At 60.7% G+C, this 25127-nt stretch carries 20 protein-coding genes; 11 read left to right on the top strand and 9 right to left on the bottom strand.

All coding sequences use genetic code 11. The annotated features are described in order from the left end of the window. Positions 1–5: 5 nt before the first annotated feature. Positions 6–1160: a glycogen synthase gene (gene glgA / locus B097_RS0102265; protein WP_026254246.1), complete on the bottom strand. Its 1155-nt coding sequence runs from the start codon at positions 1158–1160 to the stop codon at positions 6–8. A 232-nt stretch (positions 1161–1392) separates the two neighbouring features. On the opposite strand from glgA, the gene glgC reads away from it, so the two are divergent. Further along, positions 1393–2619: a glucose-1-phosphate adenylyltransferase gene (gene glgC, locus B097_RS0102260; protein ID WP_174905299.1), complete on the top strand. Its 1227-nt coding sequence runs from the start codon at positions 1393–1395 to the stop codon at positions 2617–2619. A gap of 81 nt (positions 2620–2700) precedes the next feature. On the opposite strand, the gene B097_RS0102255 is transcribed toward glgC, so the two are convergent. Then, complete coding sequence (locus B097_RS0102255) at positions 2701–3348, bottom strand: O-methyltransferase (protein ID WP_018580912.1); 648 nt, start codon at positions 3346–3348, stop codon at positions 2701–2703. A 120-nt stretch (positions 3349–3468) separates the two neighbouring features. Between B097_RS0102255 and sigE the strand changes: the two genes are divergently transcribed. The 3 genes from sigE to B097_RS0102240 are packed head-to-tail and all read left to right on the top strand — an operon-like array spanning position 3469 to position 5054. Continuing rightward, entirely contained in the window at positions 3469–4107 is a 639-nt protein-coding gene (sigE, locus tag B097_RS0102250; protein WP_018580911.1) for an RNA polymerase sigma factor SigE, read from the top strand. A gap of 42 nt (positions 4108–4149) precedes the next feature. Further along, entirely contained in the window at positions 4150–4542 is a 393-nt protein-coding gene (locus B097_RS12320; RefSeq protein ID WP_018580910.1) for an anti-sigma factor family protein, read from the top strand. Between the two features lie 17 nt (positions 4543–4559). Further along, positions 4560–5054, top strand: coding sequence for a twin-arginine translocase TatA/TatE family subunit (locus B097_RS0102240; protein WP_018580909.1), 495 nt, complete (start codon positions 4560–4562; stop codon positions 5052–5054). Between the two features lie 7 nt (positions 5055–5061). On the opposite strand, the gene B097_RS0102235 is transcribed toward B097_RS0102240, so the two are convergent. Genes B097_RS0102235 through B097_RS0102225 form a run of 3 tightly spaced genes read right to left on the bottom strand, consistent with a single transcriptional unit; the run spans position 5062 to position 8092 of the window. Then, entirely contained in the window at positions 5062–6195 is a 1134-nt protein-coding gene (locus B097_RS0102235) for an Mrp/NBP35 family ATP-binding protein (RefSeq protein WP_018580908.1), read from the bottom strand. A 42-nt stretch (positions 6196–6237) separates the two neighbouring features. Beyond that, entirely contained in the window at positions 6238–6798 is a 561-nt protein-coding gene (locus B097_RS0102230; protein ID WP_018580907.1) for a DUF1003 domain-containing protein, read from the bottom strand. Then, positions 6791–8092, bottom strand: coding sequence for a magnesium transporter MgtE N-terminal domain-containing protein (locus B097_RS0102225; RefSeq protein WP_018580906.1), 1302 nt, complete (start codon positions 8090–8092; stop codon positions 6791–6793). The genes B097_RS0102230 and B097_RS0102225 overlap by 8 nt, the downstream gene beginning before the upstream one ends. A gap of 102 nt (positions 8093–8194) precedes the next feature. On the opposite strand from B097_RS0102225, the gene B097_RS0102220 reads away from it, so the two are divergent. Together B097_RS0102220 and B097_RS0102215 are read left to right on the top strand one after the other, a co-directional pair. Beyond that, complete coding sequence (locus B097_RS0102220; RefSeq protein ID WP_018580905.1) at positions 8195–8737, top strand: general stress protein; 543 nt, start codon at positions 8195–8197, stop codon at positions 8735–8737. Positions 8738–8800: 63 nt separating this feature from the next. Further along, positions 8801–9562, top strand: coding sequence for a type 2 periplasmic-binding domain-containing protein (locus tag B097_RS0102215; RefSeq protein ID WP_018580904.1), 762 nt, complete (start codon positions 8801–8803; stop codon positions 9560–9562). A 270-nt stretch (positions 9563–9832) separates the two neighbouring features. Here B097_RS0102215 and B097_RS0102210 read toward each other — a convergent pair whose 3' ends face one another. The 3 genes from B097_RS0102210 to B097_RS0102200 form a co-directional block, all read right to left on the bottom strand. Next, complete coding sequence (locus tag B097_RS0102210) at positions 9833–13531, bottom strand: multifunctional oxoglutarate decarboxylase/oxoglutarate dehydrogenase thiamine pyrophosphate-binding subunit/dihydrolipoyllysine-residue succinyltransferase subunit (RefSeq protein ID WP_018580903.1); 3699 nt, start codon at positions 13529–13531, stop codon at positions 9833–9835. 122 nt (positions 13532–13653) lie between these two features. Beyond that, positions 13654–17319 (bottom strand): ABC transporter ATP-binding protein, encoded by a 3666-nt coding sequence (locus B097_RS0102205; protein ID WP_018580902.1) that lies wholly within the window; start codon positions 17317–17319, stop codon positions 13654–13656. A gap of 25 nt (positions 17320–17344) precedes the next feature. After that, positions 17345–18283, bottom strand: a complete 939-nt coding sequence (locus B097_RS0102200; protein WP_018580901.1) for a hypothetical protein — start codon at positions 18281–18283, stop codon at positions 17345–17347. 148 nt (positions 18284–18431) lie between these two features. Here B097_RS0102200 and B097_RS0102195 point away from each other — a divergent pair, with 148 nt between their 5' ends. Continuing rightward, positions 18432–20039 (top strand): carboxylesterase/lipase family protein, encoded by a 1608-nt coding sequence (locus B097_RS0102195; RefSeq protein ID WP_018580900.1) that lies wholly within the window; start codon positions 18432–18434, stop codon positions 20037–20039. Positions 20040–20142: 103 nt separating this feature from the next. Next, positions 20143–20964, top strand: a complete 822-nt coding sequence (locus B097_RS0102190; RefSeq protein WP_018580899.1) for a hypothetical protein — start codon at positions 20143–20145, stop codon at positions 20962–20964. Between the two features lie 9 nt (positions 20965–20973). Here B097_RS0102190 and B097_RS0102185 read toward each other — a convergent pair whose 3' ends face one another. Continuing rightward, positions 20974–21450, bottom strand: a complete 477-nt coding sequence (locus tag B097_RS0102185; RefSeq protein WP_018580898.1) for a hypothetical protein — start codon at positions 21448–21450, stop codon at positions 20974–20976. Between the two features lie 112 nt (positions 21451–21562). Here B097_RS0102185 and B097_RS0102180 point away from each other — a divergent pair, with 112 nt between their 5' ends. From B097_RS0102180 to B097_RS0102170, 3 genes are all read left to right on the top strand, one after another. After that, positions 21563–22801: an MFS transporter gene (locus tag B097_RS0102180; protein ID WP_018580897.1), complete on the top strand. Its 1239-nt coding sequence runs from the start codon at positions 21563–21565 to the stop codon at positions 22799–22801. Positions 22802–22868: 67 nt separating this feature from the next. Next, positions 22869–23744 (top strand): hypothetical protein, encoded by an 876-nt coding sequence (locus B097_RS0102175; RefSeq protein WP_018580896.1) that lies wholly within the window; start codon positions 22869–22871, stop codon positions 23742–23744. A gap of 2 nt (positions 23745–23746) precedes the next feature. Then, entirely contained in the window at positions 23747–25120 is a 1374-nt protein-coding gene (locus B097_RS0102170; RefSeq protein ID WP_040429236.1) for a DHA2 family efflux MFS transporter permease subunit, read from the top strand. The last annotated feature ends 7 nt before the right edge of the window (positions 25121–25127 follow it).

The raw sequence follows: 25127 nt of genomic DNA, 5'->3' as shown, positions 1-25127 counted from the left end.
CCGGGCTAGATCAGGGCCTTGTAGATGTCCACGGTTTGCTGGGCGATGGTTGCCCACGAGAACTTGTCCTTGGCGCGGACAAGTCCGGCCTTGCCGAATACTTCAGCCTTCTCTCGATCAGCCACCATAGCGTTAACTGCCTCGGCGATGTCGCGCTCGAAGGTTTCGGCATCGTTCTCGTCGTAATGCACCAGGGTACCTGTTTCGCCGTCAACGACGACCTCTGGGATACCGCCCACATCGGAGGCAACTACGGCAGTTCCGCAGGCCATGGCCTCAAGATTGACGATTCCCAGTGGCTCATAAATCGACGGGCACACGAAGACATCCGCCATGGAATAAACCTCGCGAATTTTATCGCCCGACAGCATCTCCTGAACCCAGAACACACCGTCGCGTGTCGTTTTTAGCTCCTCGACGAGTGCCTTGGTGCGCTCCGCGATCTCGGGGGTATCCGGCGCGCCAGCGCACAGCACGAGCTGAACGTCGTCGTCGAAATGCTTCGCGGCCTTCACCAGGTGCTCCACGCCCTTCTGGCGGGTGATGCGACCGACGAACGCAGCGATTGGCTTGGAGGTGTCTACGCCAAGGTCTTCTGCGAGATCCCCCTCGGTGGGGAACCACGTCTCCGTGTCGATACCGTTGAGCACGACGTGGACGCGGGATTCGTCGATACGCGGGTAGGCGCGCAGAATCGCCTCCTTCATGCCCGCGGAGACGGCAATCACTGCGTCGGCGTATTCCATGGCGTTTTTCTCCGACCACAGGGAAACGTCATAACCGCCGCCGAGCTGCTCGCGCTTCCATGGGCGGTCCGGCTCAAGGGAGTGCGCCGTTGCGACGTGTGGGATGCCGTGGAGCTTGCCCGCCAAGTGGCCGCCGAGGCCGGCGTACCAGGTGTGGGAGTGCACGACATCAAGGTCGGTGGCGGCATGTGCCATGCGCAGGCCGGTGGATAGGGTCTTGATCGCACCGTTGGCTTCCGATAATTCGGGATCGACGCCGTGGACGTAGACTCCCTCTGCGTCGCGTGGCTCGCCCATGCAGTGCACGTCTACGTCAACGATGTCACGCATAAAGCGGGTGAGCTCGGTGACGTGGACGCCGGCACCGCCATAAACCTCGGGTGGATATTCTCTGGTCATCATTCCGACTCTCATGTCTCCGAGAATAGCCGCGAAAAACGTTTGGTGCAGGGACTTAGTTCTCCGCCCAGCGCTTCTCCTCCAATAGGGGGAGGATAGGGATTATTTAAAAGTTCCCAATCAATCCGTGGTGCGTTTTAGTTAATGCACGTTACAATGGCTTTAAAGGGTGAAACATCCCACAGGAGTGTGATGTTTTCGTTCGCGACGCATGATCGCCCTGCAAAGCGTCGCCCGAGACAATAGGATTGATGTTGTGAAGTCAAAATCAAATGTTCTAGCCATTGTCCTAGCAGGTGGCGAAGGTAAGCGCCTTTTCCCCCTCACCGCAGACCGCGCAAAGCCGGCCGTTCCCTTTGGTGGCAACTACCGTCTGATTGACTTTGTGCTGTCCAACCTTGTCAACGCAGGCTTCCTGAAGATCGCTGTTCTGACACAGTACAAGTCACACTCGCTGGACCGTCACATCGCCACCGCGTGGAATGTCGCGGGCCCCACCCAGCAGTACATCGCTTCTGTTCCTGCGCAGCAGCGCCGCGGTAAGCGCTGGTACAACGGTTCCGCAGACGCGATCGTTCAGTCTCTCAACCTGATTTATGACGACAAGCCGGACTATGTCATCGTCTTCGGCGCGGACCACGTCTACCGCATGGACCCGGGCCAGATGCTCGATGACCACATTGCCTCCGGTAAGGAAGCAACGGTGGCCGGCATCCGCGTGCCGCGTGAGGAAGCTACCGCCTTCGGCTGCATCCAGGCTGACGAAGACGGCACCGTCACTGAGTTCCTGGAGAAGCCAGCGGACCCACCGGGAACCCCGGATGATCCGAACATGACCTTTGCCTCCATGGGTAACTACATCTTCTCCACTGAGGCCTTGGTGCAGGCACTGCTCGAAGACGAGCAGAACGACGACTCTGATCACGACATGGGCGGGGACATCATCCCGTATTTCGTGAGCAAGGGCGAGGCCAACGTTTATGACTTCTCCAAGAATGAAGTCCCTGGTGCCACCGAGCGCGATAAGGGTTACTGGCGCGACGTCGGTACGATCGACTCCTTCTACGAGGCGCACATGGACCTGATTTCGGTCCACCCAATCTTCAACCTGTACAACAAGTCGTGGCCAATCCACTCCACGGAGGATGGCAACCTGCCACCTGCGAAGTTTGTGCAGGGTGGTATCGCACAGTCCTCGATGGTCGCCCCAGGCTCGATCATTTCGGGCGCTACGGTGCGCAACTCTGTGGTGTCCACCGACGTCCACGTTGAGGAAGGCGCCACCGTCGAAGGTTCCGTTCTGCTCCCAGGTGTTCGCGTGGGCCGTGGAGCAGTCGTTCGTCATGCGATTCTGGACAAGAACGTCTACGTTTCTGATGGCGAGATCATTGGCGTCGACAATGCTCGCGACGAAGCACGCTTCAAGATTTCCCCTGGCGGCGTAGTCGTCGTCGGCAAGAACGAAGTCGTCTAAGTCGCTTAACGACGATTACGGCCCGCTTCCCCTCAGTGTGATGGGGAAGCGGGCCGTTTTCTTAGATTTTCTGTGGCGTAGTTATACGCCTCGCGTAACCAGAGTGAGCCCCGCGCCGAGTGGTAGGCGGGTCACTACCGCATCCTTGAAAGTATCCACCAGAACATCGGCCTCGCGGGCTGCTTGAGTGTCACGGTCGCGGCGGGTCTCGTCGGCAAGCGTGCCATCGAGCAACGCATCGGGGATGACCAAGGTGCCGCCGGGGGTGAGCAAATCGTAGGCCGCGGGCAGCAGGGTGGGCAGGTCCATGCTGGGGGCATCGACGAAAACCAGCTGGTAGGAGCCCGAAGCGAGCCGCGAAATCACGTCAGCGGGACGCGATGGCAGGAAGCGGGCGCGGGAAGGGGAAAAGCCGGCGTCGCGGAACGTAGCCTTCGCGCGGGTTTGGTGATCTGCCTCCGGGTCAATGCACGTGACCGTAGTCTTTCCAGGAAGGCCGCCCAGAATGTAGAGACCGACGACGGCGGCGGCCGGGGTGATCGCAACCGCACCGGCAGAATCTGGGTGTGACGCTGCGGCGGTGAGGGTGGTTATCAATCGCCCAGTAGGATCGTCAGGCACACCGAGGCCGTATTCGGCGGCATCATGGCGCGCGTCGGCAAGCGGCTCGGACAGCTCGGTCCGCGATTCGATATAGCTCTGGATGGCAGAAAATGCAGTATCACTCACAGCCTCTAAGTCTAGAGGGGTTGCTCACCAGATGGGGGAGCCACGGTGAAATCGCCGTTTCACAGGAATATATACGGGCAAACATTGGTGTTTGACAATGAAATCAGTCACAATGGATTCATGCGCGATGACGAGACTGCAGAAGCCACAACTTCCGAACTACCTGCTGAGCAGGTCGATGAGGTTCTGGAGGGGACAGCGGCTTTTGATGCAGGCCAAGGCGAGATGCCTTCGTGGTCTGAACTGGTCTCGCAGCACGCGGACAGCGTGTACCGCCTCGCTTTCCGCCTTTCAGGTAACCAACATGATGCGGAAGATCTGACGCAAGAAACTTTTATGCGTGTGTTCCGCAGCTTGAAGAATTACCAGCCAGGAACCTTTGAGGGCTGGCTGCATCGCATTACGACGAACCTGTTTTTGGATATGGTGCGCCACCGCAGCAAGATCCGCATGGAGGCGCTGCCGGAGGATTATGAACGCGTGCCGGGTACCGACATGACGCCTGAACAGGCCTACAATATTTCTAACTTGGATCCTGCATTGCAGGAAGCGCTCGACGAGTTGGGTCCGGATTTCCGTGTGGCCGTGGTGCTCTGTGACGTCGTTGGCATGAGCTACGAGGAGATCGCGGAGACGCTTGGCGTGAAGATGGGTACGGTGCGGTCCCGTATTCACCGTGGTAGGACCCAGCTGCGCAAGTCGCTTGAAGCCAAGGCTGCTGAGAGTGAGGATGCACAGATCCTCCTGCGCACGCGGTAAAGGAAGAGTAAGCACGGAACAACAGGGGCGAAGGAGGTCGACGTGACGGAGAAGAAGCCCATTCCGCTGCGTCGTTCCCTGCGACGACGTCTGCGTCTTGAATTTTCTTCGATCGATCATCTCAGCCCCGAGGCTGTGGCAGCCTTCGTCGATGGTGAACTGTCTTCGGGGGCAGAGCACCGCGTGCGAGTCCACGTCGTGCACTGCCCAGAATGCCGCAATGAAGTACACACTCAGCGCGCAGCCTCTGAAATCGTGCGCGATTCCAACGTGGAGGAGTGCGTGCGAGCACCACGGAGCCTCATTGAACGTCTCGCGCAGATCGCGTCGGACCCGGAGGCGCAGCGGGCACGCAATAGTTCTTTGCGCTCGGCTGCCGACGAAGCCCGCGAGGAAATAGAGAACGGAATGCGTAGCCTGTTCCGCCGCGGTTAGTGGGCTATAGTGGACCTGTGTTTGACAGTATTGGCTGGATGGAGATTTTCTTCATCATCATTATCGGCTTCCTTATCATCGGCCCAGAAAAGCTCCCGGGTGTGATTGAGGACGTCAAAGCGGCGATTTACGCGGCGCGTAAGGCGATCAACAATGCCAAGGCCGAGCTGAACAATGATTTCGGTAATGATTTCGAAGAGTTCCGTAAACCGCTCAATACCGTCACCGAGTATGCCGCGATGGGTCCGAAGCGCGCCATGGCGAAGGTGCTTTTCGACGAAGAAGAAGAGTACTTGGACCAGTTTGATCCGAAGAAAATGATGGAGGACGACCCTGAGGGACGTCCCGCCACCGGCACCGCCCGCCAGAACGAATTGCGCCGCGCTTCCCACCGCCAAGACAGATCCAACTCCAACGGTGCTGACCACGCGCCCGGCGCCGGTGAGAGCAATGGTGGCGACAAAGGTGATTACTCCACCGGCGGCGGCTTCTCTTGGGCGGATATTACCTAGCTAATAATTAGCGGCCAGCAACACCTAGGTTGAGGGACTTGCCGGCGAGCGAGTCCTTGCGCACGATCAGCTTTTCGACGATTTCATTGATCGCCTTCGCCGATTCGCTGGTGGGGTGGGACAAGACGGCAGGAGTGCCCTCGTCGCCCTGAACGCGCAGCTGCGGATCAAGCGGAACCGAGCCGAGCAACGGAACGTTACCGCCGGTGAGCACGGTGAGCCGTTCCGCGACCTGTTCGCCGCCGCCTGCACCAAAGACATCGACGACGGTCCCATCCGGCATGACCATGGCGGACATGTTCTCGATCACGCCACTGACGCGCTGGCGGGTCTGCTGCGCGATGGAGCCGGCACGCTCCGCGACCTCTGCGGCCGCGGCCTGCGGGGTGGTCACGATCAACAGCTCTGCGTTGGGCACAAGCTGCGCCACCGAGATGGCCACGTCGCCGGTTCCAGGTGGAAGGTCCATGAACAGCACGTCTAGGTCGCCCCAGAAAACATCGGCGAGGAACTGCTGCAGAGCGCGGTGCAGCATCGGCCCGCGCCAGACGACGGGGGAGTTGCCCTCGACGAACTGGCCGATGGAAATGTGCTTCACGTCATGCGCGATCGGTGGCATGATCATGTCCTCGACCATCGTAGGGCTCTGTTCTGTTGAACCCATCAGGCCTGGGATGGAGTGGCCGTAGATATCGGCGTCGACGATACCCACCTTCAAACCGCGAGAAGCCATGGCGACAGCCAGGTTGGCCGTCATCGAGGATTTGCCGACGCCACCCTTCCCCGATGCCACAGCAAACACGCGGGTTGTGGAGCCCGGCTGCGCGAACGGGATCTCAGGCTCGGTGGCATCGCCACGCAGGCGTTGGCGCAGGGCCTTGCGCTGCTCATCAGTCATCGACCCCATGGTGACGGTGACCTCGCCCACGCCCTCGATATCTTCTAGGGCTGCGCGGGTGTTGGTTTTGATTGTGTTGCGCATGGGGCAAGCGGCAATGGTGAGCAACACCTCGACGGAGACATTGTTGCCGTCGATCTGGATGGAGTCCACCATGTCCAGTTCGGTAATCGGCTTGCCAATTTCGGGATCCTCTACGCGGGATAGCGCGCTGCGTACAGCGGATTCAGTCAAAGTGGTCATTGTGGTCCTTTAGTATAGGCGAGCGCGCCCAGTCAATAAACCCTAAGATTTATTGCTGATCTCGCCCTGGATAGGTTCAGCCAGGTCGTGGAAGGTCTCATTGTCTTCGGCAGAGGCATCATCGAGCTTTGCCTCAATGCGCTCCAGGAGGCTCTTGACGTCGTCGAGTTCGTGGCGGAGGTAGTCGCGGGAGACCATGTCGCCCATAGAGAGGCGCACGCTGGCCAGCTCACGTGCGAGGAACTCTGTATCCGCCTTCGTCTGCTCATCGCGGCGCCGGTCGGCCGCCAACGTGACCTTGTCACGGTCCTCTTGGCGGTTCTGCGCCAACAGGATCAGGGGAGCGGAATAGGCCGCCTGGGTGGAAAACGCCAGGTTCAGCAGTATGAAGGGGTAGGGGTCCCACTGCCACCAGAAACCGCCGATATTCAACGCGATCCATAAAACCACGACCACGGTCTGCCACATCAGGTAGCGGCCGGTGCCGAAGAAGCGGGCAACTTTCTCGGCACCGGCGCCGATTGTTTCGTCGTCGAGGCGGATCAGTCGGCGGCGTTTCGCCCCGCTAGGAGTCTCGAGATCGGAGCGGTTGTACTCAGCCATGATTTACACCTCGCAGTTTCTTCTGTGGTCGGAGATCGTCTTCGCGCCAGTTCTCTGGCAGTAAGTGGTCCAGCAGATCATCCACGCTGACGGCCCCAAGGAGGTGGCCATCGTCGTCAAGCACCGGCCCGCACACCAGGTTATAGGTGGCGAAGTAGCGCGCGGCGGTCTCCTCCGAATCGTCGGCGTAGAGCTGCGGCAGGTCCGGGTCGAGGATGCCGCCGATCAGCGTCGAGGGCGGCTCGCGGAGCAGTTTCTGCAGGTGGACGCAGCCGAGGTAGCGGCCGGTCGGGGTGGCGGTGGGCGGGCGCACGACGAAAACTAGCGACGAGAGCGCGGTGGTCAAATCAGGATCGCGGGCCAAAGCGAGGGCCTCTGCCACGGTGGTCTGCGGGGTGAGCACCAGTGGCTCCGGGGTCATCAGCGCACCCACTGTTTCCGGGGAGAAACTCATCAGGCGCCGCACGGGCGCGGACTCTTCCGGGTCCATCAGCTCCAGCAGCACTTCGGCTTTCGATGAGTTCAGCTCCTGCAGGATGTCGGCGGCATCGTCGGGATCCATCTCTTCCAGCACGTCCGCGGCGCGCTCGATGTCCATTGTTTCCAGCAGGGATTTCTGGTCATCTTCGGGCAGCTCCTGGACCACGTCGGCGAGGCGTTCGTCGTCAAGCTCGCGTGCCAGCGTGTGCATGGTCTTCTCGGGCAGGTCAGCGAGGTAATTGGCGACGTCGGCCGGGCGCATGTCGTCGAACATCGCGATGTGCTCGACCACGTGGCTCTGCTCGGCGACGGCGCTGTCATGGTCCAAGCCATCGATCGATGACCACGGCACCGTGTACATCGTGGGTGCGCGGCCGAACTTCCGACGATCGGTGAATACCGCCGCTTTGGAGACGATCCAGTCGCGGGTGCGGGTCTGCTCAATCTCGATGTCTGCGACCTCGCAGGGCTTGCCGTGCAGCTCTTTGAAGTCCGGGTCGTCCGTGAACACGCGCGTGCCAATCACATCGCCGATAATGGTCAGTTCGCCGGCGCGGGCGCGGAAAGTGCGCATCGAGACAGAGCCCGTGGCCAAGATGATGTCCGTGGGATCGATGGATGCGACACGCAGCATCGGCAGGAAAATGCGGCGTTTGTTCACCAGCTCCACCACCAGGCCTAAAACGCGCGAAAGCTGCGGGTGCGGGCGGAGCGTAACGACGACATCCCTGACACGCCCGATCACCTCATAATCGGGTCCGCGGACTTGAAGGCCGGCGAGGCGACCAGCGTATAGGCGAGTAATCGAACTCATGCAAATAATTTTAGACCTGGCCGGAACAAATTCCGTACTTGAACCGTTGACCTAATGAAAGTACTTCAAAATTTTCGATTATTCAAGGAGGATTTTCTCTAAATGACTATGAATCAAAATCCACGTGGTGTCCGCCAACGCCCAGCAGGCTGGCCAGTCGGCAGTTTCAACACCTACGCCGAAGCACAGCGCGCTGTTGACCACCTCTCCGACCGTGAATTCCCGGTGCAGGAATTGTCCATCGTCGGTGTTGACCTGATGGAGGTCGAGAAGATTACGGGCCGCCTGACCTGGGGCCGCGTCCTAGGTGGCGGTGCACTGGCTGGCGCATTCTGGGGCTTCTTCTTCGGTCTGCTCTGGGTCATCCTCACCGTGGGCTTCTGGGCGCCGATCCTCACCGGTGTCATCTTGGGCGCAATCTTCGGCCTGATCTTTGCTGCTATTAGCTACGGCGCCACCGGTGGCGCCCGCGACTTCTCCTCCCACACCCAGATCATCGCTGGGCGTTACGACGTTCTGTGCTCCTCCCAGCGCGCCGCCGAAGCACGCGACGCGATCGCAGCGCTGCAGGGCAACGCACCCCAGGCTCCACAGGCTGGCCAGGCACCGCAGCCAGGTGAGCCACGCCCCGACGAGACCCGGTAGGATCAACACTCTGATCTAATGTAGGACTCAGAGTTTCCCCGCGGCCGAAAGGATACGGATACAGTGGCCACTCCGCAGCAACGCCTCATCGGAAAGCGCTCAAAGAAGCGCATCCTGCCAACGGTGTCCGTGCTGGTCGCGGGGTTAGTTATGTCTGGGTGTACCTCGCAGGTGCCCTCGAGCGCGGAGGTGGACAGTCATGACATCCCCATCTCCATCTCAGTCAACGCAACATCCAGTGAGCAGATGGTGCTCGGGGAGATCTACCACCAAACCCTGCTGGGCCAGGAACGCAACTCCAGCCTGGCGCTGGAAACTGATCCCGCTGCTCAGGGCCGGATGTCCAGGCTGCAAGAGGGCGAGGTGAACTTCATCGTGGGCTGCACCGGGGAGCTGCTTGGCTCCATGAACCCGGAGGCCGCGGATGAGATCACGGAGGAATTCGGGTTGGGTTCGGGTTCCGGCGGGGCTGCCGACGCGAACTACAACGACTTATCGCAGCGCACTTACGACGAATTCGTCGGGTCGCTGCCAGGAAACGTGACGACGACGGACCCCTCACCAGCACAGGGCTGCAAGGGCGACGAGTACTATTACCTGCCACAAAATATTGTTCCGGTATTTAACAAGGAACTCTTTACCCGGGCGGAAATGTCTGCGATTAATAATGTGACGCGGTCTTTGTCTTCTGAAGAGATAGACAAGCTGATCACACGCGCGCGCCGCCAGGGTTCGGTGTCCGCCGTAGTCTCGGACTGGTTGAGTACTTCCTCTTCTGTCTATGACCAAGAGGCGACCACCAGCGATAAGCCGTCCTCTAGGTAGTCTTGCGCAAACCGATATAGTCCTCGCCACATAGTGCTCGAGTCCGCCCCTCCACTTCGTAAACCGATATAGTCCTCGCCACATACTGCGTGATGCCGTTCGCTTTTCAATAAGCGACCCGCACTATGTAGCGAGGACTATATCGGTTTAGGTTTCTAGCAGGCTGCGGGAGTGGGGCGGCACTCGGGCTCAGGAACCAAAGAACAAAAGAAGGCCGCGCCCGACAATCACTGTCAGGCGCGGCCAACTTCTATGCCGTTAGAAGCGCTGTTACTTGGCGAATGCCTCGTCGATCAGTTGCTCCTCTTCCATCTGGTGCACCTTCGACACACCGGTTGCGGTGGTGGACTGTGCACGGCGGGAGACGCGCTGGAGCTCTGGCAGGTCCGGCAGGAGTTCCTTGAGGTGCTCCTGGTAGAACGGCCATGGACCCTGGTTTGCTGGCTCGTCCTGGACGAAGCGCAGCTCCTTCATGTTCGGGTAGTGCTCGAATGCCTCACCCAAGCGGTTGAATGGGATTGGGTGCAGCATCTCGATACGAACTATAGCGACGTCGTCGCGCTCATCCTTCTGGCGGCGCTTCTCCAGCTCGTAGTAGATCTTGCCAGAGCAGAGCAGGACGGTGGTCACCTTGTCGGTGTCGCCGATCTTCTCGTTCTTGGCATCAACCAAGTTCGGGTCGTTGATCACGGAGCGGAAGGAGGTCTGCTCGGTGAAGTCCTCTGGCTGGGACACAGCGGCCTTGTTGCGCAGCATGGACTTCGGGGTGAAGACGACCAGTGGACGCTTCATCTGGCCCAGAGCCTGACGACGCAGCAGGTGGAAGTGGTTAGCCGGGGTGGTTGGCTGAGCAACCGTCATGGAACCCTCAGCGCACAGCTGCAGGAAGCGCTCGATGCGTGCGGAGGAGTGGTCCGGTCCCTGGCCTTCGTAGCCGTGTGGCAGAAGAAGGATCAGGCTGGACAGCTGGCCCCACTTGGTCTCACCGGAGGAGACGTACTCGTCGATGATGGTCTGGCCACCGTTGGCGAAGTCGCCGAACTGTGCCTCCCATGCAACAACTGCGTCCTCGTTGCCCACGGTGTAGCCGTACTCGAAGCCCATGCCCGCGAACTCGGTCAGGGAGGAGTTGTACACGAGGAACTTACCGCCGTTACCAGCATCAACCGCGTGCTGGTGCAGCGGGTTGAAGCCTTCGCCGGTATTCGGATCGTAAAGCACCGCGTGGCGCTGGGTGAAGGTACCGCGCTGGGAATCCTCACCGGCCAAGCGCACCAGCTTGCCGTTGTCGGCAGCCAGGGAACCGAAGGCCAGCAGCTCGCCCCATGCCCAGTCGATGTCGCCCTGGTCTGCAGAGTTGCCGCGCTTCTTCAGGACGGAACCGACGCGCTTGTTCGGGGTGAACTTCTCTGGCAGGTTGGCGTACGCACCGGACAGGGACTCCAGGGTTTCCTGGGAGATGGAGGTATCCAGACCCTTGGTCAGCTCCTGCGAGTGGGTGATACCCGTCTGCTCGCTTGGCTTGCCCTCGGTGGACTTGACGTCCTCGAAGACTGCATCCAGCTGCTCGTTGAAGTCCTGCTCGACGATCTCGATCTCTTCGTCGGTCAGCTCGCCACGGCCAACAAGGTCGTTGGTGTAACGGGTACGCACCGAGTCGTGGTTGTGGATCTTCTCGTACATCTTCGGCTGGGTCACCGTTGGGTCATCAGCCTCGTTGTGGCCGCGCAGGCGGTAGCAGATTAGGTCGATGAAGACGTCCTTGCCGAACCGGCGGCGGTACTCGGTAGCCAGGCGGGCAACCCACACAGCGGCCTCAGGGTCATCGCCGTTGACATGGAAGACAGGGCAGTCGAAGCCCTTGGCCAGGTCGGTGGCGTAGTAGGTGGAACGGCCGGAGTCAGGCGTCGTCGTAAAGCCAATCTGGTTGTTCACGATGACGTGGACGGTGCCGCCGACGGTGTAGCCAGGCAGCTGGGACATGTTCAGTGTCTCCTGCACCACGCCCAAGCCTGCGAAGGAGGCGTCGCCGTGCAGCATCAGTGGCACAACGCTGTAGCCGTCTTCGGACTTGCCCTTGTCCAGGATGTCCTGCTTCGCACGTGCCAGGCCCACCATGACAGGGTCCACAGCCTCGAGGTGAGACGGGTTCGCGGTGAGGGTGACCTTGATGTCGTTGTCGCCGAACATCTGGACGTGCTCGCCCTCGAAGCCGAGGTGGTACTTCACGTCACCAGAACCACCCTGCTGGCCGGACTGCATGTTGCCTTCAAACTCATTGAAGATGGTGCGCACTGGCTTGCCGACGATGTTGAACAGCACGTTGAGGCGACCACGGTGAGGCATACCGATGACAACCTCGTCGAGGCCCTGGCCTGCGGCGGTATCGATCACGGCATCCATCAGTGGGATCAGGGTTTCTGCGCCCTCGAGGGAGAAGCGCTTCTGGCCGAGATACTTGGTCTGCAGGAAGTTCTCGAAAGCTTCGGCAGCGTTGAGCTTCTGCACGATGTACTTCTGCTCCGCGTTGGATGGCTTCGGCATGCCAGCCTCCAGGCGGTCCTGTAGCCATTCGCGCTCATCGCGGTCCAGGATGTGGGTGTATTCAGCACCGACGTGCAGGGTGTAGGCGCTGCGCAGGCGGGTGAGCACCTCGCGCAGGGTCATGGTTTCCTTGCCGCCGAAGCCACCGACGTGGAAGGTGCGGTCCAGATCCCAGAGGGTCAGGCCGTGAGTTTCCATCTGCAGGTCACGGGAATCCGGCTTGCGCAGGCCTGGCTGCTCCCAACGAATTGGGTTGGTATCAGCCATCAGGTGGCCGCGGGAGCGGTAGGCCTCGATCAGCTGCATCACGCGGGTGTTCTTGTCCAGGCCGGTGTTTGGCTGGTCCTGTGCCCAACGCATTGGAGCGTAAGGGATCTCCATCGATTCGAAGATCTCGTCCCAGAACTTGTCGTCGACAAGCAGCTGCGAGATGTCGCGCAGGAACTCGCCGGACTCTGCGCCCTGGATCACGCGGTGATCGTAGGTGGAGGTCAGCGTAACGAGCTTGCCGACGCCCAACTCAGCCAAACGATCCTCGGAAGCACCAGCGAACTCGGCAGGGTAATCCATGGCGCCAACGCCGATGATGGAGCCCTGGCCCTTGGTCAGGCGTGGGATAGAGTGGCGGGTGCCGATACCGCCTGGGTTGGTCAGAGACATGGTCACGCCGGAGAAGTCATCAAGCTTCAGCTTGTTCTCGCGGGCGCGTTCGACGATGTCCTCATAAGCATCGACGAACTCGGAGAAAGACTTGGTCTCGCACTCCTTGATCGCCGCAACCACCAGTGCGCGGGAGCCATCCTTCTGAGGCAGGTCAATGGCCAGGCCCAGGTTGATGTGCTCCGGCTGGATAACAAAAGGCTTGTTGTCCTTGAGCTCGTAACGCACGTTCATCGCCGGGTGGATCATCGCGGACTTCACGATTGCGTAGCCGAGGATGTGAGTAAAGGAAATCTTGCCACCACGGGTGCGCTTCAGGTGATCGTTGATCTGCGCGCGGTTTTCAAACATGAGCTTGACCGGCATGTCGCGCACGGTCGTGGCCGTTGGGATGGACAGGGACTCGTCCATATTCTTCGCGATGGCCTTGAAGGTGCCCTTTAGCTGACGCTCTTCAGCCTCTGGTGCTTCCTGGATGCGGTCCAGAGGGCTCTTCTTTGGCTTTGGAGTCTTGACCGCTGGCTTTACCGCCTTGTCGACGGCCTCATCGACCTTGGTTTCGCGAGTCTGTTGTTCTTTGGAGGGAGACTTGGCAGCTCCGGCACCAGCGGTGGGTGCGGTCACTTCCTTAGCAGACTTAGGGGCCCCGTTCTTTTCGAAGAGTTCCCGCCACTCAGCATCCACACTTGATGGATCCTGTTGGTACTGCTGGAACATCTCGTCAACCAGCCAGGTGTTTTGGCCGAAAGTACTAGCGCTGCTCACGGCAGATGCTCGCCTCATTTCTTGGTGCGTTGTGATGGTTGTCATTCGACTTTAATTGTCCATCCGACAAGTGTGTGAACACAGCCGGATGATGCTTTACTAATCCAGTCTACTCACCCCCTTTAGTGGTTAGTTCGCCACATTTGGGCATACCTTCCGTTCTGGCGGAGGAGGGAGTGATGCGACCCGTCTTCGATGATACGTCCCTTGTCGATAACTAGTATCCGATCAGCCCTTAAAGCGGTTGCTAGACGGTGTGCCACGATCACCGCAGTGCGCCCGGAGGCCGTTTTGCCCGAGGCGTCGAGCACCGCCTGCTCTGTGGCCGGGTCCAAGGTGGCGGTCGCTTCGTCGAGAAGCACGATGGGTGCTTGCATCAGCTCAGCCCGGGCCAGCGCGATGATCTGGCGCTGTCCTGCAGAAAGTCCCCGCCCGCGTTCGCCGACGCGGTGGTTGAATCCGCCGGGAATCGCCGCGATGACCGGCAAGGCGCCGATGGCAGCGACGGCCTGTTCTACTTCGTGATCGGTGGCCCCGTCGCGCCCATATGCAATGTTTTCGGCCACCGTGCCTGGGAAAAGATAGGACTCCTGGGGCACTTGGGCGACTTCACGACGCCACTGGGCGACAGGAAAGCTGGGGATTGCTGAACCGGAGGCCGTGACCACCCCCGAAACGGGGTCATAAAAACGTGCAATGAGTTTCACGACGGTCGACTTACCGGCACCTGTCGGGCCAACAAGGGCTACGGTTTGGCCGGGATTGAGGGTAACCGAAAGTTGGTTGATGATATTTCTCGCGCCCGACGTTTCGGCTTCTCCGTAGCGGAAGCTGACATCCTCAAACGCGATCGGGCCTTGCGCGGCCTCATGTGCGCCGGGGTTGGTGCCGGTATCGGGCACGGTGGTGTCGGCGGCCAGAAGCTCGGAAATACGGCTGAAACTTACCGTGGCCTGCTGCCAGGAATCGAAGAGTTGGCCCAGCTGCTGGATCGGCCCGTAGAGCTGCCCCAGGTACATGGTGAAGGCCACCACGACACCCACGGAGAGGTCGCCGGCGGCGACGCGTGTGGCACCGATGCCGACCACCACCGCGGTCATGATCTGAGAAATCGCCTGCATGCCGGGGAAGTAGAGCGCCACCAGCAGTTGCGAGCGCATGCGCAGCCGCCGGTACTTGTCTGATTCCGCGGTGAAAGAATCGTGCGTGCGGGTCTCCAGCAGGTGCATCTGGCTGGTGCGGATCCCGCCGATCAGCTCAGCGAACTGCCCGTTCACGGCAGAGACCTGCATGCGTGCGGCCGTGTAGTAGCGCCGCGACAGCACGCGGAAAATGATCGTGACCACAATGATCACCGGGACGACGGACACCGCCACCAGGGTCAGCGACCCGTCGGTGGCCACCAGCATCACGCTGACGCCGACCAGGGTGCCCAGCGACACGATGGCTTGGGCCAGACCCGTCTGCAGAAAGTTCGACAAGGTGTCGATATCGGTGGTCATCCGCGTCATGATCCGCCCGGACAGGTGGCTTTCAAAGAAACTCAGTCCCAGGCGTTGCAGGTGTGCGTAGCTGCGCAGCCGCAGGCCGTAGAGCAGCCTTTCGCCTGAGCGCGACGCCAGCACCGTCATCCAAGCATTCGAGGCCCAGGACGTTAAGACAACCAGTGCTGCCAGCCCGGCGACCAGCCACAGGGTGCGGGTGTCCGCGGCGACGATGCCACGGTCAATGGCGGCACGCACCAAGGTGGGGAAGGCAAGGTCCGCTACAACCCCCACGATCAGCAGCGCGACGACGGCGGCGATCAGCCCACGCACGGCCGTGAACAGGCGGCGAATTCGAAAAGTGCTGTCGTGGCGGGTCAAGTCTTCCGGATCCAGCTTGGGCTGCTCATCGGCCGGGGGAGGCGCCTCCACACGGGCTTTCAGGTCCTCCGTTTCCGTAATCACGGCTCCGTGGCGCGAGCCGGTTGCGACGACGCGTGGGCCAGTATCAGGCTTATCGACGACCGGCCACAGCTCTTCCTGGGTGGGCACCGGTAGGGCAGGGGTGTGCTCTTCAGGGTGCTCGGCAGGGGCCATCAGTGCGGTATAGGCGGGGCTGGCCACAATCTTTTCGCGTGGCCCGTCGGCGATCACCTGGCCGTCGTCGACGATGAGCACGCGGTCGGCGCGCTCCACGGTGGACTGGCGGTGCGCAATGGCGATCACGGTGGTCTCACGTAGCTCGGCGCGCAGATTATCCAGGATGATTTTTTCGTTTTCGGCGTCGATCGCGCTGGTGGCATCGTCGAGGATCATCACCTTGGGCCGCGAGAGCAGTGCCCGGGCGAGTGCGACGCGTTGGCGTTGCCCGCCCGACAGTGTCAGGCCGCGCTCGCCCACGACGGTCTGGTAGCCGTCGTCGAGATCGTCGATGAACTCGTCGGCACGCGCCAAGTGAGCTGCGCGGGCGACCTCGGCCTCGCTGACATCAAGGCCCATGGCGATGTTGTCGAAGATGGTGGTGGAAAACAGGAACGCCTCATCGAACACGCAGGTCACGGCAGTGCGGATGTCGTGGCTGTGGAGGCGTTCATAGGGGTAGTCGCGGGCACCGACTAAGGAGATGGTGCCGGCATCGGGGGTATAGAAACCGCCGGCGAGTTGTACGGCCATGGACTTTCCCGCACCAGGGCCGCCGACCACGGCCACTGTTTCGCCCGGAGTGACGCGCACCGTGAAATCCTTCAGGACCTGGTGGCCGTCGTCCGCAAAATCGACAGCATCGAAGGCGATGCCGAGGGGCTCGTCGGCAAGCGACAGGGGAGAGGAAGGTTCGGTGCGCTCTGGGCGCAGGTTGACGACCTCGTTGAGGCGGTCGACGGAGCTCATACCCATCTGGATGGCCACGTAGGTGTTGGTGAGCATGCTCATCGTGGAGGTCATCGTCGTTAAGTACGCGGTGAACGCGACGAATTCGCCGACGGTGATCGCGCCGCGGATCGCTAGCAGACCGCCCAGGACGATGGTGATTACCAGGGCGAAGTTGGGCAGCTGGGAGAGCAGGGGGCGGAACCTGGCGGTGAGTTTCGCCGCGCGCATCTTCACCGCGTAAAGGCGGCGGCCCAGCTGCTCGAGCGTATCGACGGCGCGGGCCTCACGCCCAAAGGCCTTGACCACGCGCACGCCAGAGACGGTTTGCTCGACGTGTTCTGCAAGGTCGGCGGTGGCCTGCTGATTTTCCCACGTGGCGGCATACAGGGTTTTGCGGGATCGGTTCGCGATCCACAAGATGACCGGCAGGAACGCCAGTGAGAGGACGGTGAGCGGAATGCTCATCGTGAGCATCACACCAACGGTGACGACTAACTGGATCGCGCGCGAGAGCGCCAGCGGGCCCATGGCCAGGACGGACTGGAATTGGTTGAGGTCGCTGATGGAACGCGAGACGATCTGGCCGGTAACGATCTTGTCCTGGCCCGGCCCGTCGAGCGCGTTGAGCGAATCCAGCAGTTCTACGCGCAAGAGATGCTGCGCGCCGATGGATAGGTGGCCTGCGGACCAGCGCCTGATGATCTGGGCGAGGTATTGCACCACGGCAATACCCACCATCAACCAGGCGATGGTGGGGATGGAGCCGGAAGCGGTGCCAGTGGCCACGTCGATGGCCTGCCCGGTCAAGGCAGGAACCGTGACTTGGAGTAAAACGGCGAGGATCGCGCTGCCAAAAGCTAAGGTTGCTACCCACGGCCGGCGAGCCAGGATACGTGTGATCAGCCGCGCGCCACTGCTTGCCGACGATTGCACTGACAGATCAAACTTCCTTCACTAATTATTTCCGCTTGAAACGGTCAACCACTCCGTCAATGGCGTTTCCCACGGTGTCTTTGGCGTTGCTGAGAACACTTTTGACCTTACCCTGCTTCTTCGACTGCCCGGTCAGGCGTTCCAGCTCCTTTTCTTCCTCCGCCTCGAGGTCTTCTTCGCGCACGGCGGGTTCGATCTCGGTGAGGAAGTTGGTTGGGGTGGGCCCGAGGTCCTTGGAGACGTTGTTGATAACCTCATTGGCCAGCTTGCGGTTGACCATGGTGCCCGCAACCGCACCAAGTCCCAGTGGCAGCAGCTTGCCAATCCATGCGGTGGCAAACCTGCGCGTCACCCGCTTCAGCGCAAAACGCATCAGCCGGTTGTTGACTGTTGTCAGTTTGGGCGCGGAAAAGCGCGAGAGGTTCGACACTACAGGGGCGCCCTTGGCTGCATCGCCCATGAGCGCCTCGACGATGGCGGTACCTTTCGTCCCCAGCAGGACAATAAGGACGAGCGCGCGACGACGCTCCGGATCCGAAATATCGACACCGCGTAGGTAAGCACTAGCCACCGTGTAGACCGCGGCGAAATCCAAAAAGACAACGGATTCACCGGCCACCGCGGCAGCGCCAGTGAACAGGCCGATACCTGGAATCGCAGCCGCTGCACCCACCCCGGCACCGGTGCCAGAGACCGTGGTGAGGAAGTGCTTGTCCATAATCTTCTGCAGGTCAGCAGGGGAGGCGTCCGGGTTCTTGCGTCGCAGCCGATCCACATAACGCTTGATGGTGCTGCCCTGGATGTGCACGGCCTTGTCCACGGCACTAATCAGCGCACGCCCCACCGGGCCCGCGCGCTTCTCCATCTCTTCAACGGTCTCAGCATCAGTGCCGATGGCGTCCAAGATCTCGTCTTCGGTAGTTGCGTCGTCGGTAAGCTGGAGTTTTTCGTCGATACGTGCCACAGTGGCCTCCTCAAAAGATATGCATTTTTACTAAAGTGTAGAGGGATAACAATAACTACAGCGGATAGCTCCCAGTGAAAATTTCCGCCTTAACCAACTTGTGACCTCCGCGGCCGCTGAAAGAGTTACTACGGTGGGAAGCATGCCAATGATTGATCGCACTTACGCAGGAAGCTCCGACCACCTCGTCGTCACGACGACGGCCGGGGACGTTCGCGGCGTTGCCGATCCCACAACCGGGTGCGCTACATGGCGCGGCGTTCCCTTTGGCGCAGACACGTCAGGGGCGAACCGGTTCTGCGCCCCGCAGCCAGTGAAGCCATGGGGCGGGATCCGCGACTGCTCCGAATTCGCCCCGCCCGCGCTCCAGGGCACCTACAGCCTGGTCGGAAAAACCATCGGCACTGAAGACTGCCTCCATCTGGATATCGTCCGCCCGAAAGACTATGAAGACGGGGAAGAACTGCCTGTTGTGGTGTATTTCCACGGCGGTTCTTTCCTGATGGGCTCATCCAATGAAGAAGTCCTCCAAGGCCACAACCTGGCCAACGAAGCGCGCGTGGTGTACGTCTCTGTGAACTTTCGACTGGGCGTGCTGGGATACCTGGACCTGCGCTCCATCGGCAAAGATTGCGTGCCTAACCCGGCGCTGCGCGACCAGATCCTCTCACTTGAGTGGGTGCGCGACAATATCGCGGGCTTCGGCGGTGATCCGAACAATGTGACCATCATGGGTGAATCCGCAGGTGGTGCATCGGTGATCCATCTCATGAGTTCCCCGCCCGCCCGCGGCCTCTTTCACGGTGCCGTTGCGCAATCGCCGCCCATCGGCTCGGTGCATACCCGCATTCAGTCGGCCTGGTGGGCCACCCGGCTGCTGGACATGATGGGCATGTCACGCCTGTCCACCCTGGATGACCTGCGCGATGCCGATGCCGTGGAGTTGGTGCGAACCGGCCAGGCTATGACGATTCGTGGCGGCGAGCTGATGTACTTCAACTCCGCCTTCATGCCCACCGTGGAATCCGCCACAATGCCACAGCACCCACTGGAGACTTTCGCCGAGGGGAAGCAGGCGCCGGTCCCGTTGATCATCGGCACCAACTCCGATGAGGCCAGCTTCGCCAAAGCGATGTACTGGCGCACGAAGAAACGCCACGCCGCCGCCAAACGGCTCTTGGACGTCTTCGACCCCGTGCATGCCGACCAGGTGCTCGCCGCCTACAAGGGGGCGGTGGAACGCTCTGACTTCGCCGAGCTGATCGCGGATGCCCTCTTCTGGGCGCCGGCCGTATCTGTGGCCACCAACCACCGCAGCGTCGCACCGACCTGGATGTACCGCTTCGACTACGCCAACTCCACCATGCGGCGGCTGGGCCTGGGTGCTATCCACGCCTCCGACCTGACGGCCGTGTTCGGCGCGCCGGGCACAACACGTGCCTCGAAGTTCGACAGCCTGCTGTCCACGGAGGGGTTTGAGGAAACCAGCGAGCGCATGCAGTATCACTGGGGCCAGTTTTTCCATCACGGCAGGCCGGGGCCGCAGTGGCCGGAGTACACGTGGCGTTCTGATGCCGCGCCGGGTCGGGCGACCGCGGTGTTCGAGCCGGAGCCTTACGTGGAGTATGACCCGAAGAGTTCGAAGCGTCGCGCATGGGCGGATTTTGACATGACGAACTGGGGTGAGGGCCGCGCGGATATCGAACAGCGTGTGGCTCATTTCCTGGGTATGGCGTTGGAGACGGATGTTGAGTAATTCGTGGGCTGATTTTCGGCGCGTTCGGTCCAAAGTGGCTAGGCTAGGTGCCGGTCACCACCGCTGTGAGTAGTGGCTTTCACCTGGGAAGGAAAATATCGACATGAGCTTTTTCGAGGATATTGCCGCTGCGCTTGACGACGAGGGCGTAGAGTCGCGCGTTCACGACGACACCATGTTTGTGCCCATCACTGCGGAAGTTGAGATCCAATTTGTGGAGATTGACCCGCACCTCCCGGCGGCCAATGTTTATATTGCTGCTGCGGACGTGGATGAAGATGACGAGGACTTCGAGGCCGTGTTGGTTTCTGTGGTGTTCTCTGTCGATGCCGCGGTGGGTACTGTCGCTGAGCACATCGCAACCGATCAGGTTGTTACCGTGCTGCGCGACATTCTGGAGGGCACCGATGAGCGCATCGCTGATCTGGAGTTCTACCAGGATGCCGTGAATGCGAATCTGGTTCGCGCCGAGGTGGGCGAGAACTCTGAGCTGCAGGTCATGGTGGAAGTCATCGATGGTGTTCCTAGTGCTGCGGTGGAGTTCATCGCATTGGGTACTGGCTACGAAGACATGGTGGATCAGGCAATTGATGAGCTGTGGGAATCCGACGGTGATGTTGAGCTTTCCGACGAGGACCGCCAGCGACTCTTCGACGATTTGGTGATTGAGGCTGACCTCGACGGTGAAATCCTCGACCTGGGCACCTTCGCGGATTTCGACCGGCTGTTTGACGTGCTGTCCCTGGCCGCTGATCAGGCAGAGGAATGGGAATCCCAACTCCTTCCCGTCAGTGATGATGATTTCGACGGGCCCCTGGTCTACGACATCTTCGGCGCCGACGATGACGACGAGTTTGATGACGAGTTTGATGACGACGAAGACTACGACTTCGATGACGAGGAGCTCGACCAAGACGAGGACTAGGCGTTATTCCTATGCGGCAGCCATCCCCTCGAACAGTGAGGCGGGTGATTCAAGCAGGTTGAAGCTGCCATCCACGATCCACACGTAGGTCACCGCCTTGTGCGAGTCGACCTCGTGGACTTTGTTGCCGACATCGTCGGGAAGCAAAGCACGGATCCATGTTTCAGCCAGACCGCGGTCCGTTGGCCTGCCAGTGGGATCGGTGATGCGCACGCTGACGAGGTAGGCGGGTGTGCGCTTTTCGCCAAAGCCGCGGATCCGGGCCGCTGCGCGGGGGCCGACGCGATGCCGACTGATCGCTAGGTTTAATGGGGGAGCGCCGGCGCCGCCTGGAAGTTTCATGATCGGTGGCCGCCATGAGGGGACGGGCCGGGCCAGGCTTCGGGGGTGGCGGATTCGGCTTGCTGCGCCCTCCAAGGTGTCAGGGTGGTGGAGGCGCAAGCTATCGACGGTGGGGCGGGTGGTCAGAGAAAAGTTGTTGTTCATGGCTCACACACTAGAACGTGGGTGCGACACGACAACTCAACCAATAGAACATGCGTTCGAAAAGCGGAGTGGAATAACTTCCGTATCGAAAGGGGCTAGGCTAATAGGCACAATGAATGACTCTTCTGCATCACACGAGGCTGGTCAGGCCCCTGTCAAGATTCCCAAGGAGATCTGGGTCCTGGTCTCCGCGGCGTTTCTCATCGCCCTAGGTTATGGCCTCATCGCCCCGATCATCCCGCAGTTCGCCGTCAGCTTTGGCGTGTCCATGGCTGCGGCCGGTGCAGTGGTGTCGGTGTTCTCGGCCGCGCGCCTTCTGGGGGCGCCGTGGGCTGGGCGCCTCGTCGATAAGATCGGTTCGCGCAAGGTGTACTTGACCGGGCTAATCGTCGTTGCTGTTGCTACCGGGTTGGTTGCCGTTACCCAGGCGTACTGGCATGTGTTGGTGCTGCGGACGATCGCGGGCATCGGTTCGACGATGTTTTCTATCTCGGCGATGGGGATGATTGTGAAGGTGGCACCTCCGTCGATCCGCGGTCGGGCCTCATCCGTCTATGGCACGGCGTTCCTGCTGGGTAATATCGTCGGTCCGGTCGCGGGCGCTGCCATGTCCTTTTTGGGCATGCGCTGGCCGTTCGTCATTTATAGCGTGGGCGTGGGGTTGGCAGCCTTCGTCGTGTGGAAGGCCATGCCGCGTAGCGACGAGGACGAGAAGAAGGACACGCTGCCACCTTTGGAGCTAAAGGAGGCGATCTCGGATTCGGCGTATCGCTCCGTCTTGGTCTCTAACTTCGCACACGGCTGGATCAATATGGGCGTGCGCGTAGCCGTGTTACCCCTCTTCGCGGCAGCGGTGTTCGAACACGGTAGCGCCGCAGCCGGTCTAGCGATGGCAGCATTCGCCGCGGGTAACGCGATCGCGTTGCAGTTCTCCGGGCGATTGGCGGACACGATCGGGCGTAAGCCACTGATCGTGTCGGGGCTGGTGTTCTCCGCGATCTTTACCGGCGGCATGGGCTTTGCCGATTCGTTCTGGCCACTGATCATCGTCTCGGCTTTAGCCGGCATGGGCTCCGGCCTGTTGAACCCAGGGCAGCAGGCAGTGCTTGCCGACGTCATCGGCAACCAACGCTCAGGCGGCAAGGCCTTATCGACGTTCCAGATGAGCATGGATGCTGGGCAGATTGCAGGCCCCATCGTGATCGGTGCCCTCGCGGAGCGCTACGGATTTACGGTGGCCTTCGGTGTATGCGGCGTGCTCGCCCTAGTCGCGGTGGTCGCGTGGATCTTTGGTCGTGAGACGCTGGCTACCTCCCAGCTGCGCCTTCGTCGAGTGATCAAGCGCAAGTAATGCACAGTTACTTGACGCGGTTAATATAGTGGAGAAAAGTTCAGACCAACCGTGAAAAGGCGCTGCCGTGGAATACCGTCTAAACCATACGGGCCGCACAGGCCCGTTCAGCGATCAAACAGCGCTGGCATGGCTCAGTGGCGGCGTGTTGATCATAGCGGCGTTGGCGTGGGCGATGATCGTGGTGACGAACACCCATGTGCCGGATAGCGTGTTCGACGAACCGATTTATATTATTGCTTTCGTGCTGGTCCTCGTGGCCGGGATTATTGCGTTTACCCCCACAGTGCGCAACCACGGCGGGAAGGCCCTGTGGATATGGGTGCTTGGTGTCGGTTTTAATTTGGGGTTTGCCACCCTGACACAGGCGCTGGAAGTGCCACTGTATTTCTCTGTCATGGGTTCTGTTTTCATCGGCTTCGCGGCAGGACCACTTGCCGCGATGGGAGTGGGCGCTTTTACCACGGTGCTCGGCAGCTTGTTTGCGCCCGCCATGGTGCCCCTGGTGTTGGTATTCATGATCCCGGGCGCCCTCATGTGGTTTGCGATGGTGGAAGGCTGGACCGCGACGGTGCCACGGCTCATGACGACCGGGTGCGCCTTAGGACTGATCGCAGGCACAGTCCTGCTCATCAACTACTTCACGGTCTTTGACGGGCTGTACCACGCCGGAGCCCAGCACCTGTATAACTTCATTTCCATGGTGGAGTCCAATGAGGTCAAGGTATTGGTCTACCACACCGTGATCACCCAGTTTTTAGACAAGCTTTTGTTGCTGTTTTTCTTCAACGGGGTGCTGCAGTTAACGTTGCCGCGCACAAATATCGGGAAGGTGTGCGTGGAAGAACCCGCAGCCTCGATTGCCAGGGCGATGCGCGAATCCCACCACCGGGCTAACGCCAGCACCGAACCCCCCTCCTCCACACAAACACCTGCAACATAGGTATGTTGTACCGGGTGAGTACCCCAACTGAAATTTCAAAGCCCGCCGCTTATCGCGCCCTTGCCGCGTTGTGTGTGGGCCTTTTTCTTACCCTGATTGATCAATCCATGGTGGCGGTGGCGCTGCCGGCGATTGCAGAGGACCTTGGGGCCAGCACCAACCAAATGATTTGGGTGGTTGCCGCTTACCTGCTTACCTTCGCCGTCCCTCTGCTTGTGACGGGCAGGCTTGGCGATCGCTTCGGCCAGCGCCGCATGTACATCATCGGCATGATTATCTTCGTGGTGGCCGCCGGCGCCTGCGCATTCGCGCCCAGCATCGAGGCCCTCATCGCCCTGCGCGCCATCCAGGGCTTCGGTGGTGCGATCTTGAACCCCCAGCCGCTCGCCGTGATCAACCGCATCTTCCCGCGCAGCAGCCGCGGCACCGCGCTGGGCTATTGGTCGGCGGTGGCGGGCTCGGCCGGTTTGTTCGGGCCGGCGCTTGGGGGAGTGCTTGTCGACGCCGGCGGCTGGCGTTGGGTGTTCGCCGTCTATATCCCGGTCGGTGTGCTCTCCATCGCCATGGTCGCAATCTTCGTGCCACGCCTGCCACGCACCACGGCCGTGATCGATCTATGGTCCGCACTGATTTCCCTAGTGGCCGTCGCTGGTGTGACCGTCGCTTTCCAGCAGGGCCCTGAATGGGATTGGGGTTGGCCAGTGTGGGTCGCTCTGATCGTCGGCGCGCTCGCTCTTGTCGCGCTCATTCGTCGTCAAGCAAGCCGCGGCCCGGACGCCCTGATCCCGCTGAAACTGTTTAGCGTGCACAATTTCGCTCGCGGCATCGTCGCGGTGTTCACCCTGGGCGTGGCGGTCTATACCGTTCAGCTGCCCCTGATGCAGTATCTGCAGGTGGGCAAGGGGATGGACGGCACCGCCGCCGGGTTGATGCTGATCCCGATGGGCATCTTGAGCGTGATCTTCGCGCCAATCGCTGGGCGCCTGACCGACCGGATGGCGCCCGGACGCGTGTCCCAAATCGGTTTCACCACGATGATTGCTGCGATGGTGCTGTTCGGCGCATTCATGATCGCTGGGGCGAGCCAGTGGTGGATGGTCATTCCGATTAGCCTGCTTGGCATTGCAAATGGTCTGTGCTGGTCGCCAAACTCTGCGATTTCGATGCGCGACCTCCCCAGCGATGTCATGGGTGCCGGATCCGGCGTGTACAACACGTCCCGCCAGGTCGGTGCAGTGATCGGCCAGTCCGCGATGGGCGCGGTGATGCAGATGACCGTCGCTTATGGCGTGGGTTTCGGAATGGGATTGTCGATGTTCGTCCCTGTCGCCGTGTTGCTTGTCGGACTCGTCGCGGTAAGCCAGTTCAGAGACTAATGTGATA

It is taken from the genome of Corynebacterium pilosum DSM 20521 = CIP 103422 (assembly GCF_000373805.1).
GTDB lineage: Bacteria > Actinomycetota > Actinomycetes > Mycobacteriales > Mycobacteriaceae > Corynebacterium > Corynebacterium pilosum.
Note: the sequence above shows the minus strand (reverse complement) of the source record. Positions and strands in the feature narration are given on the sequence as shown.

Coding starts and splice junctions, on each gene's coding strand:
- glgA (WP_026254246.1), bottom strand. CDS start 1,160: ATGAGAGTCGGAATGATGACCAGAGAATATCCACCCGAGGTTTATGGC.
- sigE (WP_018580911.1), top strand. CDS start 3,469: ATGCGCGATGACGAGACTGCAGAAGCCACAACTTCCGAACTACCTGCT.
- B097_RS0102235 (WP_018580908.1), bottom strand. CDS start 6,195: ATGACCACTTTGACTGAATCCGCTGTACGCAGCGCGCTATCCCGCGTA.
- B097_RS0102230 (WP_018580907.1), bottom strand. CDS start 6,798: ATGGCTGAGTACAACCGCTCCGATCTCGAGACTCCTAGCGGGGCGAAA.
- B097_RS0102225 (WP_018580906.1), bottom strand. CDS start 8,092: ATGAGTTCGATTACTCGCCTATACGCTGGTCGCCTCGCCGGCCTTCAA.
- B097_RS0102220 (WP_018580905.1), top strand. CDS start 8,195: ATGACTATGAATCAAAATCCACGTGGTGTCCGCCAACGCCCAGCAGGC.
- B097_RS0102195 (WP_018580900.1), top strand. CDS start 18,432: ATGATTGATCGCACTTACGCAGGAAGCTCCGACCACCTCGTCGTCACG.
- B097_RS0102190 (WP_018580899.1), top strand. CDS start 20,143: ATGAGCTTTTTCGAGGATATTGCCGCTGCGCTTGACGACGAGGGCGTA.
- B097_RS0102185 (WP_018580898.1), bottom strand. CDS start 21,450: ATGAACAACAACTTTTCTCTGACCACCCGCCCCACCGTCGATAGCTTG.
- B097_RS0102180 (WP_018580897.1), top strand. CDS start 21,563: ATGAATGACTCTTCTGCATCACACGAGGCTGGTCAGGCCCCTGTCAAG.
- B097_RS0102170 (WP_040429236.1), top strand. CDS start 23,747: ATGTTGTACCGGGTGAGTACCCCAACTGAAATTTCAAAGCCCGCCGCT.